This window comes from Streptomyces sp. NPDC001204, assembly GCF_053598035.1.
In genome coordinates this window covers 33,341-47,391 of record NZ_JBSFJL010000004.1, presented here as the reverse complement: position 1 = coordinate 47,391, position 14,051 = coordinate 33,341, and the positions used below count along the sequence as shown (strand labels likewise).

The window sequence follows — 14,051 nt, the reverse complement described above, 5'->3', positions numbered from 1 at the left end:
CACCCCGTCTGGCCGGATCTGGCTGCACCTGAGTGCTCGACCGTATGGCGATGGGCATGCCCGGTGAAGGCCGCGCCCGCGCCCCGATCGCGCACTGCCGGCCGCCGGGCCGCGCGATTCGGACTGGCAGGCGCCGGCGGTTTGGGCGCGAGCCCCCCGCCCTCATGGGACGTGGGGGCCCACCTGGGACACGTATGATGTCTGTGAACTGGATGGGACGCTAGTTCGGCAACATGTTCCACGTCAACGGCCCCTGGAACAAAGAAAGTTCTGCCGGGAAGTAAACCTCCGGAGACCGGTCGGAACCCCTCTCGGCTTCCCCGTGCGCGCCGTCCGCCGTCAATCCTCCAGCCGGATGGCCCGGGCCGGGCAGACCGCGGCTGCGTGCCGGACGTCGTCGGCGCGGTCGGCGGGCGGGTTGTCGTCGAGCAGTACGGCGATGCCGTCCTCGTCCCGCTGGTCGAAGACGTCGGCTGCGGTCAGCACACACTGGCCGGAGGCGACGCACGTGTCCTGGTCGATGAGCACCTTCATGACTTCCTCCTCGGAGAAGTGGCGCGACCTGAACGGGCCGAAGGCCGGGCCCGACCGCCCGGAACACCCGGAACACCCAGGACGCGAGAAGAGCTGATCCGTGCGGGCGTGGCGTCACCGCCCCGCGGCCCTCACCACCCCGCGCACAGACCAGCCCGCCGCCACCGGCTACTTGCCGGCCGCCGCCTCCATCTCGCGCACCAGGCTCAGCGGCCGCATGTCGGTCCAGTTCTCGTTGACGTACTCCAGGCACGCCTCCCGGCTGTCCCGGCCGTGCGCGACGGTCCAGCCCGCCGGCACCTCCGCGAAGGCCGGCCACAGCGAGTGCTGTCCCTCGTCATTGACCAGCACGTAGTAGTCGGCGTCGTTGTCCTCGAAAGGATTGGTGCTCATATGCCCTTCTCCATCCTGCGATGCGGTCCGCCTGAACCGGGTTGTGTCCACAAGAGATTGCGGGAAATCTTTCGTATCGGTGTTTTCGATCCTCCCGGACGGTTGGATTTCGAGCGGGGTAAGCGGCCGGGGAATGTCAGAGCCTGACGGGCAGGGCGGCCGGTGCCCTGACGAGCAGGGCGGGCTGATAACGCAGTTCCGACGGGTGCACGGCGAGACGGACGTCCGGGAATCGCTCGTAGACGCGCCGGATCGATATCTCCGCCTGGGCCCGGGCCAGATGCGTTCCGATGCAGTAGTGGATGCCGTGGCCGAAGGTGAGGTGCGCCGGCTTCGGCCGGTCGATGTCCAGTTCGTCCGGCCGGTCGGGGAAGGCCTCCGGATCGTGGTTCGCGCTGGCCGGGGAGAGCATCACGATCTCGCCCGCCGGAATCGTGGTGCCCGCGATCTCGACGTCCTCCAGGGTCAGCCGCTGAAGCGTGTACATCATGGGTCCGGCGAAACGGATCAGCTCGTCGACCACCTGGGGGATCCGGTCGAGGTCGGCCTTGAGCCGCGCGGCCTGCCCGGGGTGGGTCAGCAGCCCGACGAAGCAGCCGGTCACCAGCGCGGTGGTCGTCTCGTTGCCGCCGGTCATCAGCGCGAACGCGGTGGAGAGGATCTCCTTCGGGGTCAGCAGCTTGTCGCCCTCGGCGTGCACCATCGCGGAGACGAGGTCGTCGCTCGGGTGGCGCTCCTTCTCCGCGATCAGTTCGGCCATGTACGCGGACAGTTGCCTGGTGTGCTCGGCGAGGACGCCGGTCGGATCGGCCGCGTCGGTGGACCGCATCGTGTTCGACCAGACCTTGAACTGCCGCCAGTCGGACGCCGGAACGCCCAGCAGCTGGGCGATCGCGATGATCGGCAGCGGCTCGGTGAGACCGGCCAGCAGGTCCGGCCGCGGCTGCCCGGCCAGCTCGTCGAGCAGTTCGTCGACGACCTTCTCCAGGCTGGGGCGCATGTTCGCGACCCGTTTGGGGGTGAAGGCGAACACCAGCGCCTTGCGCAGCCGGGTGTGCCGCGGCGGGTCGGAGTTGGCCAGGTGGTGCGTGATCTCGTCGGCAGGCGTCAGCTCCTTGCCGATCTGCCGCCCGAGCGCCCTGTACAGGCTCCCGATGTCCCGGCTCATCCGGGGGTCGGCCAGTGCGTTGCGGACGTCCTCGTGCCGGGTGACCACCCAGGCCCGCGCTCCGTCGGGCGTCCGCACCATGGTCACCGGCTGCTCGGCGCGCAGCACGGCGAAGGTCGGATACGGGTTCTGGGTGTAGTCGTCACTGAACATCCAGTGCTTCGAAAGCGCTCCGCCGGCTGCCATCGATGCTCTCCCTGCGGTCGTCCGGTGCCTCCGCACTGTTCGCGGGGCACGTCCGGCCCACCAGCCTGGCCCGGCCGGATGCCGTCGTCAGCGCTGATGTGGAATCTTCGATGTACCGCTCCGGGCCGGGTCGCGAGTGCCGGAAAGGGCACCTCACCTCCAAGGGCCGGGTGATCCGGTCCCACGGCCGGCGAAGGCTGCCCCGGCCGGGCACGGCGGTCCGTGCTGATTCGAATTCTTCGTACCGACCTGGTGAACGCCGGTTCACCCCGGCTACGTTCGCCGAGGCGTGTGAATGATGCGCCGAATTCCAAGAGGAATTGCCGGCATGAGCGAGGAACATCGGTGCCGGCCTTGGTGATCGAACTCTTCCAATCCGTGCGCGGCCCGTTCGGGCCGGCGTCACCATCACGAGGGAGCAGGAGCGATATGACGACCTCTGCGGAGAGCACGTCCGAGAAAATCAAGGAAATCGTCTGCGACATTCTCGAGCTCGAGGAGGACGAGGTCACCGAGAGCAGCCTGTTCAAGGAGGACCACGGCGCCGACTCGCTGCGCGCGATCGAGATCCTCGCCGCCCTGGAGAAGCACTTCCACGTCGTCATCGACCAGGCCGAACTGGGCCGCATGGTCAACCTCAAGGGCGTGGAAGAGGTCGTCGCGGAAGCCGCCGGCAAGTAGCACCGAGCGAGCGGTACCACCGCGGCACCGCCGATCGAAACCGGACGGAGTGACCATGCGTGCAACTGCAACCAGCAACGGGTCGGCACCACCAGCGCATCGCGTGGTCCTGACCGGCTTCGGAGTCTTCTCGAGCATCGGTGTGGGCGCGGTCGAGTTCGCCGAGGGGCTGCGGGCCGGGCTCAGCGGCGCCAAGCCGATCACCAGGTTCGCGACCGAGGGTTTCGCCCACGCCAACGGCTGCGAACTGGTCGGCTTCGAGCCGCGTCAGTGGATCCGCACCCTGGACGTCGACGAACTCGGCCCCGCCACCCGCTTCTCGGTGGCCGCGGCCCGGATGGCCGTGGCCCACGCCGGACTGAGCGAGGACGTCCTGCGTGGACAGCGCGGCCTGATCTCCATCGGGTCCACCGATGGGGAGTCGCACGACCTCGACCGCCTGGTCGAGACCGAGATCGAGCACGGACCCGAGAAGATGGACCCGAAGGTGGTCCGGCGGGTCCCGGCGAGCCGGCTGGCCACGGCCGTCGCGCACGAACTGGGCCTGGAGGACGTCGAGGCGGTCACCATTCCGACCGCCTGCGCCGCGGGCAACTACGCCATCGGCTACGGTTTCGACGCGGTGCGCACCGGCGAGGTCGAGTTCGCGCTGTGCGGCGGCGCGGACGCGATGTGCCGCAAGACCTTCGCCGGCTTCTACCGGCTGGGCACGATCGCGCCGGACTGCTGCCGGCCGTTCGACAAGGACCGCAAGGGCATCCTGACCGGTGAAGGCGCCGGCGTACTGGTCCTGGAGTCCCTGGAGTCGGCACTGCGCCGCGGTGCCACCATCCACGCCGAGGTCCTGGGGTACGGGCTGAACTGCGATGCCGACCACCCGGTCGCGCCCAACCAGGGCAGCATCGCCCGGTGCATGGAACTGGCCCTGAACAACGCCGGGGTGAAGCCGTCCGAGGTCGATCTGATCTCCGCGCACGGAACCGGCACCAAGGCGAACGACGTCACCGAGACCCGCGCGGTCCGCGACGTCTACGGCGAGGCGCCACCGCGCACCGTGTCGCTGAAGTCGATGCTCGGCCACACCATGGGCGCCGCCAGCGCGCTCGCCGCGATCGCCTGCGCCCTGGCCGTCGAGGGCGGGTTCATCCCGCCCACCATCAACCACCGGGAGACCGACCCCGAATGCGAGGTCGACTGCGTGCCCAACCATGCCGTCGACGCCGAGCTGAGGATCGTGCAGAACAACGGGATGGCCTTCGGCGGCAACAACGCCGTGGTGATCCTCGCCAAGTACGAGGAGCAGGCCTCATGAGCCGGCCCGTCGTCGGAATCGGCGCGGTCGCGAGCATCGGCCGCGACCCGTCCGAGCTGTTCGAGAGCCTGTGCGCCGGACGGAGCGGGCTGGCTCCGCTGCGCGGCTTCGACCGGTCGAAGTTCAAGGCGGGCCATCTCTTCGAGATCGACGACCGGCCCGCGCCGGGCGTGGACGTGCCGGGCCGGGCGACCGGGTTCCTGCTCGACGCGGTGGGCCAGGCGGCCCGTGACGCCGGCCTCGGTGAGGACCTCCGCGAGGTGCCGATCCTGATCGGCACCGGACTGCGGGAACTGCGGTCGCTGGAGCTGTGGTGGCGCGACGGCGCCGGGTTCGCGGCGGAGCGGATGCACTTCGGCACCGCCCTTCGGGAACGCTTCGGCGCGGTCGACACACACACCTTCTCCAACGCCTGCTCCGCCTCGCTGTACGCGCTGGCACTCGCCGTCGACCAGTTGGAGACCGGCGCGGTGGAGCACGTGATCGTGGCCGGCGCCGACTCGATCACGGAGAGCATGTTCGGGCTGACCGACGCCTTCCAGCTGGAGCCGCCCGGCCGGCTCAGACCCTTCGACGTCGACCGCAAGGGCACCATCCTCGGCGAGGGCGCCGGCGCGATCGTGCTGGCCCGCGAGCCGGACCACCGCCGGATCCACGGCAGGGTGCGGTCGGTCGGCGTGAACTGCGACGCCCACCACACCACCGCGCCCCTCCAGGCCGGGGTCGCAGCCGCGATCAGGCAGGCGCACCAACGGGCCGGGGTGAAACCGGAGAACGTGGACCTGGTCATGCTGCACGGCACCGGTACCCCGCTCAACGACGAGGTGGAGGTACGGGCCCTGCGCGAGGTCTTCGGCGAGCACGAGCGCGTACCGCTGGTGACCGCCGTCAAGTCGATGACCGGGCACACCGCCGGCTCGGCCGGGGTGCTGAGCCTGATCACGGCCCTGCGGGCCATGTCGACCGGGCGGATCCCGCCGGTGACCGAACTCGACGAACCCACCGAGGACGTGAGCGCGTTGCGGCTGGTGCACACCGCCGAGGCCACCGGTCGCGTCGACGTGGCCCAGGTCAACGGCTTCGGCTTCGGCGGACTGAACGCGGTGGCCATCGTGGAGGCGGCCCGATGAACGAGTTCCCGCGGATCGTGGTCAGCGGTGTGGGTCCTGCCCTGCCCGGAGTGGCCGGTACCGAGGACCTGGTGACCGGACCGGGCTTTCCCGCGGAGCCGGTGGACCCGGCCGCCCGGCTCGGCAAGAAGGGTCTGAAGTACAAGGACCGCGCCACCCGGCTCGGTCTGTGCGCGGCCTTCGCCGGACTGTGCGACGCCGGACTGCGGGACGCGGACGGCCCGCTGGTCGAGGGCGGCGGTGTCGGTGTCGTGGTGGCGTCCAACTACGGGAACGCGGACACCGTCTGCCGGGTGGTCACGACCATCGCGGCCGAGACGACCCGGGGCACGAGCCCGATGGACAGCCCCAACGCCTCCAGCAACATCGTCGCCTCCGAGATCGCGATCCGGTTCAAGCTGGGCGGTCCGAACCTGACCGTCTGCAACGGCGACGCCTCGGGGCTCGACGCCCTGCGCTGGGCCGCGGGCCTGCTGCGCTCCGGACGGGCCGAGCACGTGCTGGTCGTCGGGGTCGAACCGGACAACGAGGTGGTGCGCAAGCTGGTCGGCGCGGACCGGATCGTGGACGGGGCCGTCGCGGTGGTCCTGGAGCGTGCCGAGACCGCACGGGCGCGCGGCGTACGACCGAGGGCCCGCCTGGGCGGCTTCGTGCGCACCGGCGGGGTCGAGGAGTGCGTCGGACGGCTCGCCGCGGTCGGCTCGGGCACCCCGGCCGGCTGGTACCCGCCGGAGACCGCCGCCGACGACGAACCGCCAGCGGCGCTGCTCGCCGGGGTTCCCCGGTACCGGATGCCCGACGGCTGGGGCGCGCTCTCCGGTGCGCTGGGCCTGGTGCAGTGCGCCGCCGCCACCGGCCGGTTCGACGCGGGCGAGCCCGGCCCCCTCTACGCGCTGGCCGGCCGCGGGAACGACGGTGTGGCCGGAGTCCTCCTGCTCGCCCCCGGAGACGCCCGGTGAGCCGTGACCGGCCGCGGGCGCCGGGCCGGCCCGGTGGCGCGGCGTGCACGGTGCACCGCAAGCGGCCCACGGGCGGTACCCGTGCCCTCCTGCTGCACGGACTGGCCAACAGCTCCTCCGTCTGGGACGAGTTGGCCGGGAGCGAGGCCGGCGGCCTGGATCTGTGGGCCGCCGAACTGCCCTGGGGCGGCGGGCAGTCACCGGCCTGGGCCTACGGTCAGGACGCCTCCCGGGCGGTCGCTGACGCGCTCGGGCAGGTCCCCGGCGGCGCCGGCGTCGTGGTGGCCCACTCCTTCTCCACCGTGCTGCTGCTGGACCTGCTCGGCGAGGAGCTCGCCCGGGGCGGCGACCCGTTCGCACGCCACGGCATCGAGGGCCTGGTGCTCGTGTCGCCGTTCTACCGCCGCGATCCGGAGAGCTTCGAGTACGGCGTCGTCGGCGACATGCTGGAGAACTTCCGCCGCACCATGGAAGAGGGCATCCGGGTGATGGCCGGGCCCCGGCTCGACCCCGCGCTGCGCCGCGACATGGCGCAGCGGGTCTGCGAACGGGTCGGCCCCTACGGCTACCTGAGCTTCTTCCGCAGCTATCTGCGCACGCCCTGGCTGCGCACCGACCTGGTCACGGTGCCCTCGCTGGTGATCGGCGGGGAGGAGGACTTCACCGCCGTCCCCGCCGAGAGCACGGCGCTGGCCGCCGATCTCCCCGACGCACGCTGCCGGTTCATCCCCGGGGCCGGCCACTTCCCGATGGTGGAACAGGTGGACGCCTTCTCCGCCGCCCTCGGTGAGTTCGTCGACTCGATCGGCCGCCCCGTGCCCGCGGTCGTCGACCAACCCGCTTGACAGAAAAGGAGCCTGAGCAGCATGACGTCCCCCATCAGCAGCGTTCCCGAGCCGACCGAGCAGGCGTTGAACGACTTCTTCGACACCGCCGGCCACTTCTCGCTGCGGCCGTCCTACGAGGGCGGCAACATCAGCACGACCATCGGCTTCAAGCACGTGCACTACCTGCTCGAGGCCGCCGTGCTCGAGCACTTCCGCGCCGCCGGTCTGGGCGCCACGACCCTCTACGTCGAGTACGGTGCCGGCTTCGACGTCGTCTCCGTGGACACCCGGCTGCACACGGTGCTCACCCTGGACGACACGGTCGACGTCGAGGTCAAGCCGGTCACCAAGGACTCCGACACCCGGCTGCGTTTCGCGGTCACCGGGACCGTGGAGCGGGACGGGGCGCCGCGCAAGGCGGTGACCAGCAAGTTCGAGGTCGCCCTTCGGGCCATCGAGCATGTGCCGGACCCCAGGCCGCTGCCTGAGCGCCTGACCCGCTTCGTGGTGCCGCGGCTGGGCCGGGCGACGCCGAGGGAACTCACCGCCGTCCCGGTGGACAACATCGACCTGTCCGCGCAGCGCGGCGTCACCACGCGCTCCGGCGACCCGGTGCTGGCCGAGATCATCGGCGACGACAACGCCTTCGGCTGGAAGTGGCGAGTGCCCTACTTCTACTGCCACTTCACCAGTCACATGCAGATGTCCGGCTTCCTGCGGCAGATGGAGGAGGTGCTGCACCTGTTCGTCGCCGACCGGGGCATCGCCATCCAGCGCCTGCTGGACGAGCGCAGCTGGATCCCGGTGGTGACCAAGTGCGACATCGAACTCACCGACGAGGTGCGGATCGAGGACGAGCTGTACACCGTCTTCACCGTCGAGGACGTCTTCAAGGCCGTCCTGTTCACCGCCCGGATGGACTGCTACGTGGTGCGTGACGGCGCGCTGGTGCGGGTCGCCACCGGACACATCACGCACGGCTATGTCACCAAGGAGTCGCCGGAGCGCGACTGGTCCCTGGTCACCTTCGACGACGAGGTGCTGGCCGCGCTCGGCGGCAAGACCCCCGCCGCCGGCTGACCGGACCTGTCAGAAGGAGCTGTTGCCATGAGCAGCGACACCATGGGCGCCGGCCGCAGACCGGTGATCACCGCCTGGTCGGCCGTGTCCCCGTTCGGGATGGGGCGTGCGGCGTTCGTCGAGGGGATGCACGAGGGCGGTGAGACCGCCGTCCGGATCGACCGCGAGCAGTGGCAGGTGCCCGACGAGCGGGCCAGGCTGGTGCCCGGGTTCAGTCCGCGCGCGGCACTGGGCCGCAAGGGCACCCGGTCGATGGACCGGGTAACGGGACTCGCGGTCAGCGCCGTCGGCGCGCTGCTCGACGACGCCGAGCGCAACCGCGAGGTCGCCACCGGCGACCGCGGGGCCGTCGTGCTCGGCACCACCACCGGCAGCGCGCAGAGCATGATGGACTTCACGCGGGACTCGCTGACCGGTGAGCAGCCGTACTTCGTCGACCCGGCGCAGATGCCCAACACCGTGATGAACTGCGCGGCCGGCCAGTGTGCGATCCGGCACCGGATCAAGGGCCCGAACGCCACCATCGCCGGAGGCCGGCTGTCCGGGCTGCTCGCGCTGAACTACGCGCGCAGACTGCTCGGCGCGGGCCGGGCCGAGGCGGTGCTGTGCGGCTCCGCGGAGGAGTACTCCAACGAGCGGGCCTGGCTGGAGTGGCACACCAGGGGCGACGAGGAGAAGCCGGCGCTGCTCGGCGAGGGCGCCGGCATGCTGCTGCTGGAACCCGAGGAGTCCGTCGCCGCCGAACACGTGCTGGCCGAGGTGCTGGCCGTGGAGAGCGGCGTGTTCGCCGAGGGCCGGCTGCCGATGGTGCTCGGCTCCTGTCTGCGCCGCGCCATGGACCGCGCCGGGGTCGACCCGTCGCAGGTGTGGGCGGCCGTCCCGTGCGGCGCCGGCGACGTGCCCGGCGAGCGGGAACGGGGTGTGCTGGCCGAGGTGTTCGGCACCCCGGCGCTCGAACGGGTGCGGAACACCGAGCTGTTCGGGGACGCCTCGGCGGCGTCGGTGAGCCTGCAGATCGCCTCCGTGCTCGCGGTCGCCGAGCGGACGCCCGACGTCGCCGGGCGGGTGGCGGTGGTCACCGCGGTGGAACGCGACGGCGGGACCGGCTGCGCCCTGCTGCGGCTGCGCTGAGCACCCGGCCGTACCCGAAGACGACCGGGCCGTACCCGGAAAACAATCGAGCGGAGGAGAGCGGTAGTCATGACGGCACAGCCCTTCGAGAAGCTGGACAAGGAAGAACTGCGGCGGACCCTGGCCGATGTGATCGACGTCGACGCCACCGAGATCGAGGAGGCCACCGACTTCGTGGAGGAGTTGCAGGTCGACTCGCTGCTCCTGCTGGAACTGGTCGTGGTGCTGGAGAAGAAGTACCAGGTCAAGTTCACCGAGCAGGAGATGCGGACGGCCCGCACCTTCAGTCAGGCGCGCGCGCTGCTGGAGCGCAAGCTGGCGGTGTCGGCGTGACCGCCACCGCGCCGGAGGCGCCCGCCGGGCCGGTCGCCCGGACGTCCTTCGCGCCGAGGCCCTCCCCGGTGGACGCCGGGATCGAGGTGACGTCGGTGGCCCGGTCCGGGGCGGCCGGAGGGGACGGCCGCGTGCTCAGCGCGGTGGCCACCGTCGCGATCGACAGGACGGAGCCCGTCTTCGCCGGCCACTACCCCGACTTCCCGATCTTCCCCGGCGTGTGCATCGTCGAATGCGTCCAGCGCGGCGCGCTCGCGGTGGCCGAGCGGTCGGGGATGCCCGAACCCCGGCTGCTCGCGGTGGAATCCACCCGTTTCCTAGGTGCCGTCTACCCCGGCGACCTGCTCACCGTGCGCCTGGAAATGCGCGACCACGAGGGCGGTGTGCGCTGCCAGGCCAGGGCGAGTACCGAGCGGGGCGATGCCGCGTCGGTGCGGCTGCGGCTGTCCGGTGAGGTCGGCGTATGAACACCGTCCAGGTCGAACGCCTCCTTCCGCACCGGTTCCCCATGCTCCTCGTCGACCGGGTCCTCGACCTGGTTCCGGGTGAGAGCGTCACCGCGACCAAGGCGATCACCCGTAACGAGCCGTGCTACCGGAGAATCGGCGCGCACACGGCCGGCGCCCGCCTCGAATACCCGCAGACGCTCCTGATCGAGTCGTGGGGCCAGGCCGCCGGCATCCTGGCGACCTGGCGCTCCCCCGGCGAGCGGAGCGACGCGCACGAGACCGACCGGGTGATGCTGCTCGGCGGACTCACCGGGGTCGTGTTCCACCGGCCGGTGCTGCCGGGGGACGTGCTCCGGCATCGGGCCCGGCTCTCCCGCGCCCTGTCCGACACCGCGATTTTCGAGGGCGAGACCTCGTGCGACGGCGAGGTGGTGATGTCGGTCGAGCGGATGGTGATGGCCTTCCGCCCCGCCGGCCGGCTGCTGCCGTCCGCCGGTTGAGCCGACGTTTAGCCGACATGGAGGAACGCCTGATGACACCGGACACCAAACCGGTAGCACTGGTCAGCGGCGGCTCGCGCGGCATCGGCCGGGCCGTGGTGAAGCGGCTCGCGGCCGACGGCCACGACGTCAGCTTCTGCTACCAGTCCAACGACGAGGCCGCGACCGCCCTGGAGAAGGAACTAGGCGGACTGGACGTCCGGGTGCTGGCCCGGAAGGTCGACGTGGCCTCGCCGGAGTCGGTACGCGAGTGGGTGGCCGAGACCCAGGAGACCCTGGGCACGGTGGACGTCGCGGTCACCGCCGCGGGCATCACCCGTGACAACCCGCTGCTGATGATGACCGACCAGCAGTGGAAGGACGTGCTCGCGGTCAACCTCGACGGCACGTACAACGTCTGCCGCTCGGTGGTGTTCGAGATGATGAAGCGCCGCTCCGGCTCACTGGTGCTGATCTCCTCGGTGGCCGGGGTCCACGGCCACGCCACCCAGTCCAACTACGCGGCGACCAAGGCCGGGATCATCGGCTTCGCCAAGTCGCTGGCCAAGGAGGTCGGCCGCTACGGCATCCGGTCCAACGTGGTCGCCCCCGGATTCATCGAGACCGACATGACCGCGGTGCTGAGCGACAAGGTCCGCGAGCAGATGCTGGCCTCGATCCCGCTGAACCGCTTCGGCGGTGCCGACGAGGTCGCGGACCTGGTGTCCTTCCTGGCCTCCGAGCGCGCCGGCTACATCACCGGTTCCGTCTTCCAGGTCGACGGCGGCATCACCATCTGAGCCCCTCCCCGACTCCCCCACCGAAGGACGCCGCCATGGCCAAGAAGCCGCCCCGCTGGTACTTCTCCCTGCGCAGCCCCTACTCCTGGTTCGCCCACCACGACCTGAAGAAGCACCACCCCGACGTCCTGGACAGCGTCCAGTGGATACCGTTCTGGGAGCCCGACGCGCGGAGCGAGGAACTCCTCGCGCAGGCCGGGGTCGAGCTGCCACTTGTGCCGATGGCGCGGGAGAAGAACTTCTACATCCTCCAGGACGCCCGGCGGCTGGCCGATGACCGCGGGCTCGACGTCACCTGGCCGATCGACCGGGAACCGGTCTGGGAGGTCGCGCACCTGGCCTATCTGGTGGCCGAGGACGCCGGGAAGGGCAAGGAGTTCGTCGACCTGGTCTACCGCGCCCGCTGGCAGGAGGCGAAGAACATCTCCGACCCCGCCGTGATCGGCTCGATCGCCGCCGAACTCGGCCTGGACGCGGACCGGGCCGCCGGCGCGGCCGACGACCCGGACCTGCGCGCCCGGGGCGTGGAGGTCCTGGCCGCCTCGGTGAAGGACGGCCTGTTCGGCGTGCCGTTCTTCGTCCACGGCCACGAAAGGTTCTGGGGCGTCGACCGGGTGGCCGGCTTCGTCGCCGCGCTGCGCGGTGTCCCGCGGGCCTCCGTGGCCGTGCCGGACGCGGAGGCGGCCGCGCTGCCGGAGATGGCGGCGGCGGGCGCGGACGCCGGTCACGCCGGCGGCTGCGGTTGAGCCGCCTCCACCGAGACGATCCCGAGGGGGCGCGATGAGCGACGGGCACCGGCTCGCGGGCGACTGGGACGCGATCGTGGTCGGCAGCGGCATGGGCGGTCTGACCTGCGCCGCCTACCTGGCGGTGGCCGGTCATCGTGTGCTGGTGCTCGAACAGGCCGGAGTGCTGGGCGGCAACAGCCATGTCTTCCGGCGCCGTTCGGCCTACGAGTTCGACGCCGGGGTGCACTACATCGGCGACTGCGGGCCCGACGGCGTACTGCCGTCGATCCTGCGGGGGCTGGGGCTCGGCGACCGCGTCGCCTTCCGGGAGATGGACCCGGACGGATTCGACGAGATCGTCCTGCCCGGGCTGCGGATGTCCGTACCCGTCGGCTGGGACCGCTACCTCGACCGCCTCGTCGAGGTACTGCCCGCGGACAAGGACGGCCTGCGGGAGTTCGTGACGGTGTGCTCGGCGGTCGGCGCGGAGATGCGCTGGACCCTGCTGTCCGCGGTCGGCGCCGGCCCGGCCGAGGTGCTGCGCCGTACCCCCACCGCGGTGGCCTGGGGCCGCCGCACGCTGCACGAACTGTTCGAGCACTGCGGCCTGTCCGCCGCCGCGCGCACGGTGCTGGCCGCCCAGGCGCTCAACTACGGGATCGGCCCGGAGGAGGCCACGGTCGGCATGCACGCGAGCGTGACCGACCACTATCTGCGGGGCGCCGCCTATCCGGTCGGCGGCGGTCAGATGCCGGCGGCGTCGCTGACCGAGGCGATCACCGGTCACGGCGGCACGGTCAGGACCGGGCACCGGGTGGACCGGGTGCTGGTCGAACAGGGCCGGGCGTGCGGTGTCGTGCTCGACTGCGGGCGGGAGCTGCGCGCGCCGGTCGTGGTGTCCAACGCCGACTATGTGCGCACCGTCCGGGAACTCGTCGGCGAGGAGCACTTCCCGGCGTCGATCGGGAAGCGGGCCCGGACCGCGGTGACGGGCTTCCCCCTGGTGGTGCTCTACGTGGGGCTCGACCGGGAACTGCCGGGCAGGACCGGGGCGAACCTGTGGTGGCACGGGAACGCCGACGTCGAGGAGGCGTTCCGGGGGCTGGCCGAGGGGCGGTTCGACGCGCCGCCGTCGGTGTTCATCTCGTTCGCCTCCCGCAAGGACCCGCACACCGCGGCCATCCGGCCGCCCGGCCACGCCAACTTCCAGGTGATGGCCCTGTGCCCGCGCTCCCTGGAGGCGTGGGGCGCGGCGGCGGCGTCCGAGAGCGGCGGGCCGTACCGCCGCGACCCGGTCTACCGGGCGGAGAAGGAGCGGTTCACCGAGGCCATGCTGGCCACCGCGGAACGCGCTCTCGGCCCCTTCCGCCGGTACGTGACCCACCTGGAGCTGGCCACGCCGGCCACGCAGCGCCGCTACACCCGGTCGACCGGCGGATCGCCGTTCGGGCTGGCCCGCTGGGGCGGCACGGGCGCCAGGCCGGACACCCGGACCAGTGTGACCGGCCTGTACGTGGTCGGGCAGAGCACCCGGTACGGCAGCGGGATCACCGGTGCCGCCGTCAGCGGCATCTCCTGCGCCGGGCAGATCCTCGGCCGCCCGCTGCTGCCGGAGGTGCACGCGGGCAGGGTGCTGGGAGACCCGCGGCGGCTTCCCGCGCGCGGTGCGGACTGGGACCCGCTGCGCCTGTGCGGCGGCCGGGCCCGCCGCGGCACCCACCCCGGCTGACCCCGGCGTCCCCGGCCCGGCGCCATTTCCAGTAAATGCTCGGGCGACCTGCGGCGATGGTTTATCGAGGCTTCTTATAAGGCCGTTCCCGTGCGCCGGGCGCGCGGTAACGTCCCAAGCGCGGGGCGAGAT

General features: G+C 71.5%; 16 protein-coding genes. 13 read left to right on the top strand and 3 right to left on the bottom strand.

Annotated features, from left to right (window positions below):
* Positions 1–339: 339 nt before the first annotated feature.
* From ACWC91_RS07455 to ACWC91_RS07445, 3 genes are all read right to left on the bottom strand, one after another.
* Positions 340–534, bottom strand: a complete 195-nt coding sequence (locus ACWC91_RS07455) for a ferredoxin (RefSeq protein WP_225079836.1) — start codon at positions 532–534, stop codon at positions 340–342.
* 168 nt (positions 535–702) lie between these two features.
* The gene (locus tag ACWC91_RS07450) at positions 703–927 is read right to left on the bottom strand and encodes an MbtH family protein (protein WP_141356199.1); all 225 of its coding nucleotides are present in this window, start codon (positions 925–927) and stop codon (positions 703–705) included.
* Between the two features lie 136 nt (positions 928–1,063).
* Positions 1,064–2,281, bottom strand: a complete 1,218-nt coding sequence (locus ACWC91_RS07445) for a cytochrome P450 family protein (RefSeq protein ID WP_225079835.1) — start codon at positions 2,279–2,281, stop codon at positions 1,064–1,066.
* 429 nt (positions 2,282–2,710) lie between these two features.
* Here ACWC91_RS07445 and ACWC91_RS07440 point away from each other — a divergent pair, with 429 nt between their 5' ends.
* The 13 genes from ACWC91_RS07440 to ACWC91_RS07380 all read left to right on the top strand — a co-directional run bounded on the left by ACWC91_RS07440 (position 2,711) and on the right by ACWC91_RS07380 (position 13,919).
* The gene (locus tag ACWC91_RS07440) at positions 2,711–2,962 is read left to right on the top strand and encodes an acyl carrier protein (protein ID WP_100570041.1); all 252 of its coding nucleotides are present in this window, start codon (positions 2,711–2,713) and stop codon (positions 2,960–2,962) included.
* A gap of 55 nt (positions 2,963–3,017) precedes the next feature.
* The gene (locus ACWC91_RS07435; RefSeq protein ID WP_141356205.1) at positions 3,018–4,274 is read left to right on the top strand and encodes a beta-ketoacyl-[acyl-carrier-protein] synthase family protein; all 1,257 of its coding nucleotides are present in this window, start codon (positions 3,018–3,020) and stop codon (positions 4,272–4,274) included.
* Positions 4,271–5,404 carry a beta-ketoacyl-[acyl-carrier-protein] synthase family protein gene (locus tag ACWC91_RS07430; RefSeq protein WP_225079834.1) on the top strand — a complete coding sequence of 378 codons (1,134 nt, stop codon included), beginning with the start codon at positions 4,271–4,273 and terminating at the stop codon, positions 5,402–5,404. The genes ACWC91_RS07435 and ACWC91_RS07430 overlap by 4 nt, the downstream gene beginning before the upstream one ends.
* Positions 5,401–6,363 (top strand): beta-ketoacyl synthase N-terminal-like domain-containing protein, encoded by a 963-nt coding sequence (locus ACWC91_RS07425; protein ID WP_281155981.1) that lies wholly within the window; start codon positions 5,401–5,403, stop codon positions 6,361–6,363. The genes ACWC91_RS07430 and ACWC91_RS07425 overlap by 4 nt, the downstream gene beginning before the upstream one ends.
* Entirely contained in the window at positions 6,360–7,208 is an 849-nt protein-coding gene (locus ACWC91_RS07420; protein WP_450641838.1) for an alpha/beta fold hydrolase, read from the top strand. The genes ACWC91_RS07425 and ACWC91_RS07420 overlap by 4 nt, the downstream gene beginning before the upstream one ends.
* 21 nt (positions 7,209–7,229) lie before the next feature.
* On the top strand, positions 7,230–8,270 hold the full coding sequence (locus ACWC91_RS07415) for a thioesterase family protein (protein ID WP_376504527.1): 1,041 nt from the start codon (positions 7,230–7,232) through the stop codon (positions 8,268–8,270).
* Positions 8,271–8,297: 27 nt separating this feature from the next.
* The gene (locus ACWC91_RS07410; protein WP_376504526.1) at positions 8,298–9,401 is read left to right on the top strand and encodes a beta-ketoacyl synthase N-terminal-like domain-containing protein; all 1,104 of its coding nucleotides are present in this window, start codon (positions 8,298–8,300) and stop codon (positions 9,399–9,401) included.
* 69 nt (positions 9,402–9,470) lie between these two features.
* On the top strand, positions 9,471–9,734 hold the full coding sequence (locus ACWC91_RS07405) for an acyl carrier protein (protein WP_225079829.1): 264 nt from the start codon (positions 9,471–9,473) through the stop codon (positions 9,732–9,734).
* Positions 9,731–10,201, top strand: coding sequence for a 3-hydroxyacyl-ACP dehydratase FabZ family protein (locus tag ACWC91_RS07400; protein WP_225079828.1), 471 nt, complete (start codon positions 9,731–9,733; stop codon positions 10,199–10,201). Before ACWC91_RS07405 ends, ACWC91_RS07400 begins: the two co-directional genes overlap by 4 nt.
* Positions 10,198–10,683: a 3-hydroxyacyl-ACP dehydratase FabZ family protein gene (locus tag ACWC91_RS07395; protein ID WP_225079827.1), complete on the top strand. Its 486-nt coding sequence runs from the start codon at positions 10,198–10,200 to the stop codon at positions 10,681–10,683. Before ACWC91_RS07400 ends, ACWC91_RS07395 begins: the two co-directional genes overlap by 4 nt.
* A gap of 32 nt (positions 10,684–10,715) precedes the next feature.
* Entirely contained in the window at positions 10,716–11,462 is a 747-nt protein-coding gene (gene fabG, locus ACWC91_RS07390; protein WP_225079826.1) for a 3-oxoacyl-[acyl-carrier-protein] reductase, read from the top strand.
* A gap of 35 nt (positions 11,463–11,497) precedes the next feature.
* Positions 11,498–12,208: a 2-hydroxychromene-2-carboxylate isomerase gene (locus ACWC91_RS07385; RefSeq protein WP_376504523.1), complete on the top strand. Its 711-nt coding sequence runs from the start codon at positions 11,498–11,500 to the stop codon at positions 12,206–12,208.
* Between the two features lie 34 nt (positions 12,209–12,242).
* Entirely contained in the window at positions 12,243–13,919 is a 1,677-nt protein-coding gene (locus tag ACWC91_RS07380; protein WP_450641840.1) for a phytoene desaturase family protein, read from the top strand.
* The last annotated feature ends 132 nt before the right edge of the window (positions 13,920–14,051 follow it).

Bases quoted from the DNA above. Each gene is read 5' to 3' on its own strand.
- ACWC91_RS07435 (WP_141356205.1), top strand. From the start codon at position 3,018: ATGCGTGCAACTGCAACCAGCAACGGGTCGGCACCACCAGCGCATCGC.
- ACWC91_RS07395 (WP_225079827.1), top strand. From the start codon at position 10,198: ATGAACACCGTCCAGGTCGAACGCCTCCTTCCGCACCGGTTCCCCATG.
- ACWC91_RS07385 (WP_376504523.1), top strand. From the start codon at position 11,498: ATGGCCAAGAAGCCGCCCCGCTGGTACTTCTCCCTGCGCAGCCCCTAC.
- fabG (WP_225079826.1), top strand. From the start codon at position 10,716: ATGACACCGGACACCAAACCGGTAGCACTGGTCAGCGGCGGCTCGCGC.
- ACWC91_RS07410 (WP_376504526.1), top strand. From the start codon at position 8,298: ATGAGCAGCGACACCATGGGCGCCGGCCGCAGACCGGTGATCACCGCC.
- ACWC91_RS07405 (WP_225079829.1), top strand. From the start codon at position 9,471: ATGACGGCACAGCCCTTCGAGAAGCTGGACAAGGAAGAACTGCGGCGG.
- ACWC91_RS07445 (WP_225079835.1), bottom strand. From the start codon at position 2,281: ATGGCAGCCGGCGGAGCGCTTTCGAAGCACTGGATGTTCAGTGACGAC.
- ACWC91_RS07430 (WP_225079834.1), top strand. From the start codon at position 4,271: ATGAGCCGGCCCGTCGTCGGAATCGGCGCGGTCGCGAGCATCGGCCGC.
- ACWC91_RS07455 (WP_225079836.1), bottom strand. From the start codon at position 534: ATGAAGGTGCTCATCGACCAGGACACGTGCGTCGCCTCCGGCCAGTGT.
- ACWC91_RS07425 (WP_281155981.1), top strand. From the start codon at position 5,401: ATGAACGAGTTCCCGCGGATCGTGGTCAGCGGTGTGGGTCCTGCCCTG.
- ACWC91_RS07415 (WP_376504527.1), top strand. From the start codon at position 7,230: ATGACGTCCCCCATCAGCAGCGTTCCCGAGCCGACCGAGCAGGCGTTG.
- ACWC91_RS07440 (WP_100570041.1), top strand. From the start codon at position 2,711: ATGACGACCTCTGCGGAGAGCACGTCCGAGAAAATCAAGGAAATCGTC.
- ACWC91_RS07380 (WP_450641840.1), top strand. From the start codon at position 12,243: ATGAGCGACGGGCACCGGCTCGCGGGCGACTGGGACGCGATCGTGGTC.
- ACWC91_RS07450 (WP_141356199.1), bottom strand. From the start codon at position 927: ATGAGCACCAATCCTTTCGAGGACAACGACGCCGACTACTACGTGCTG.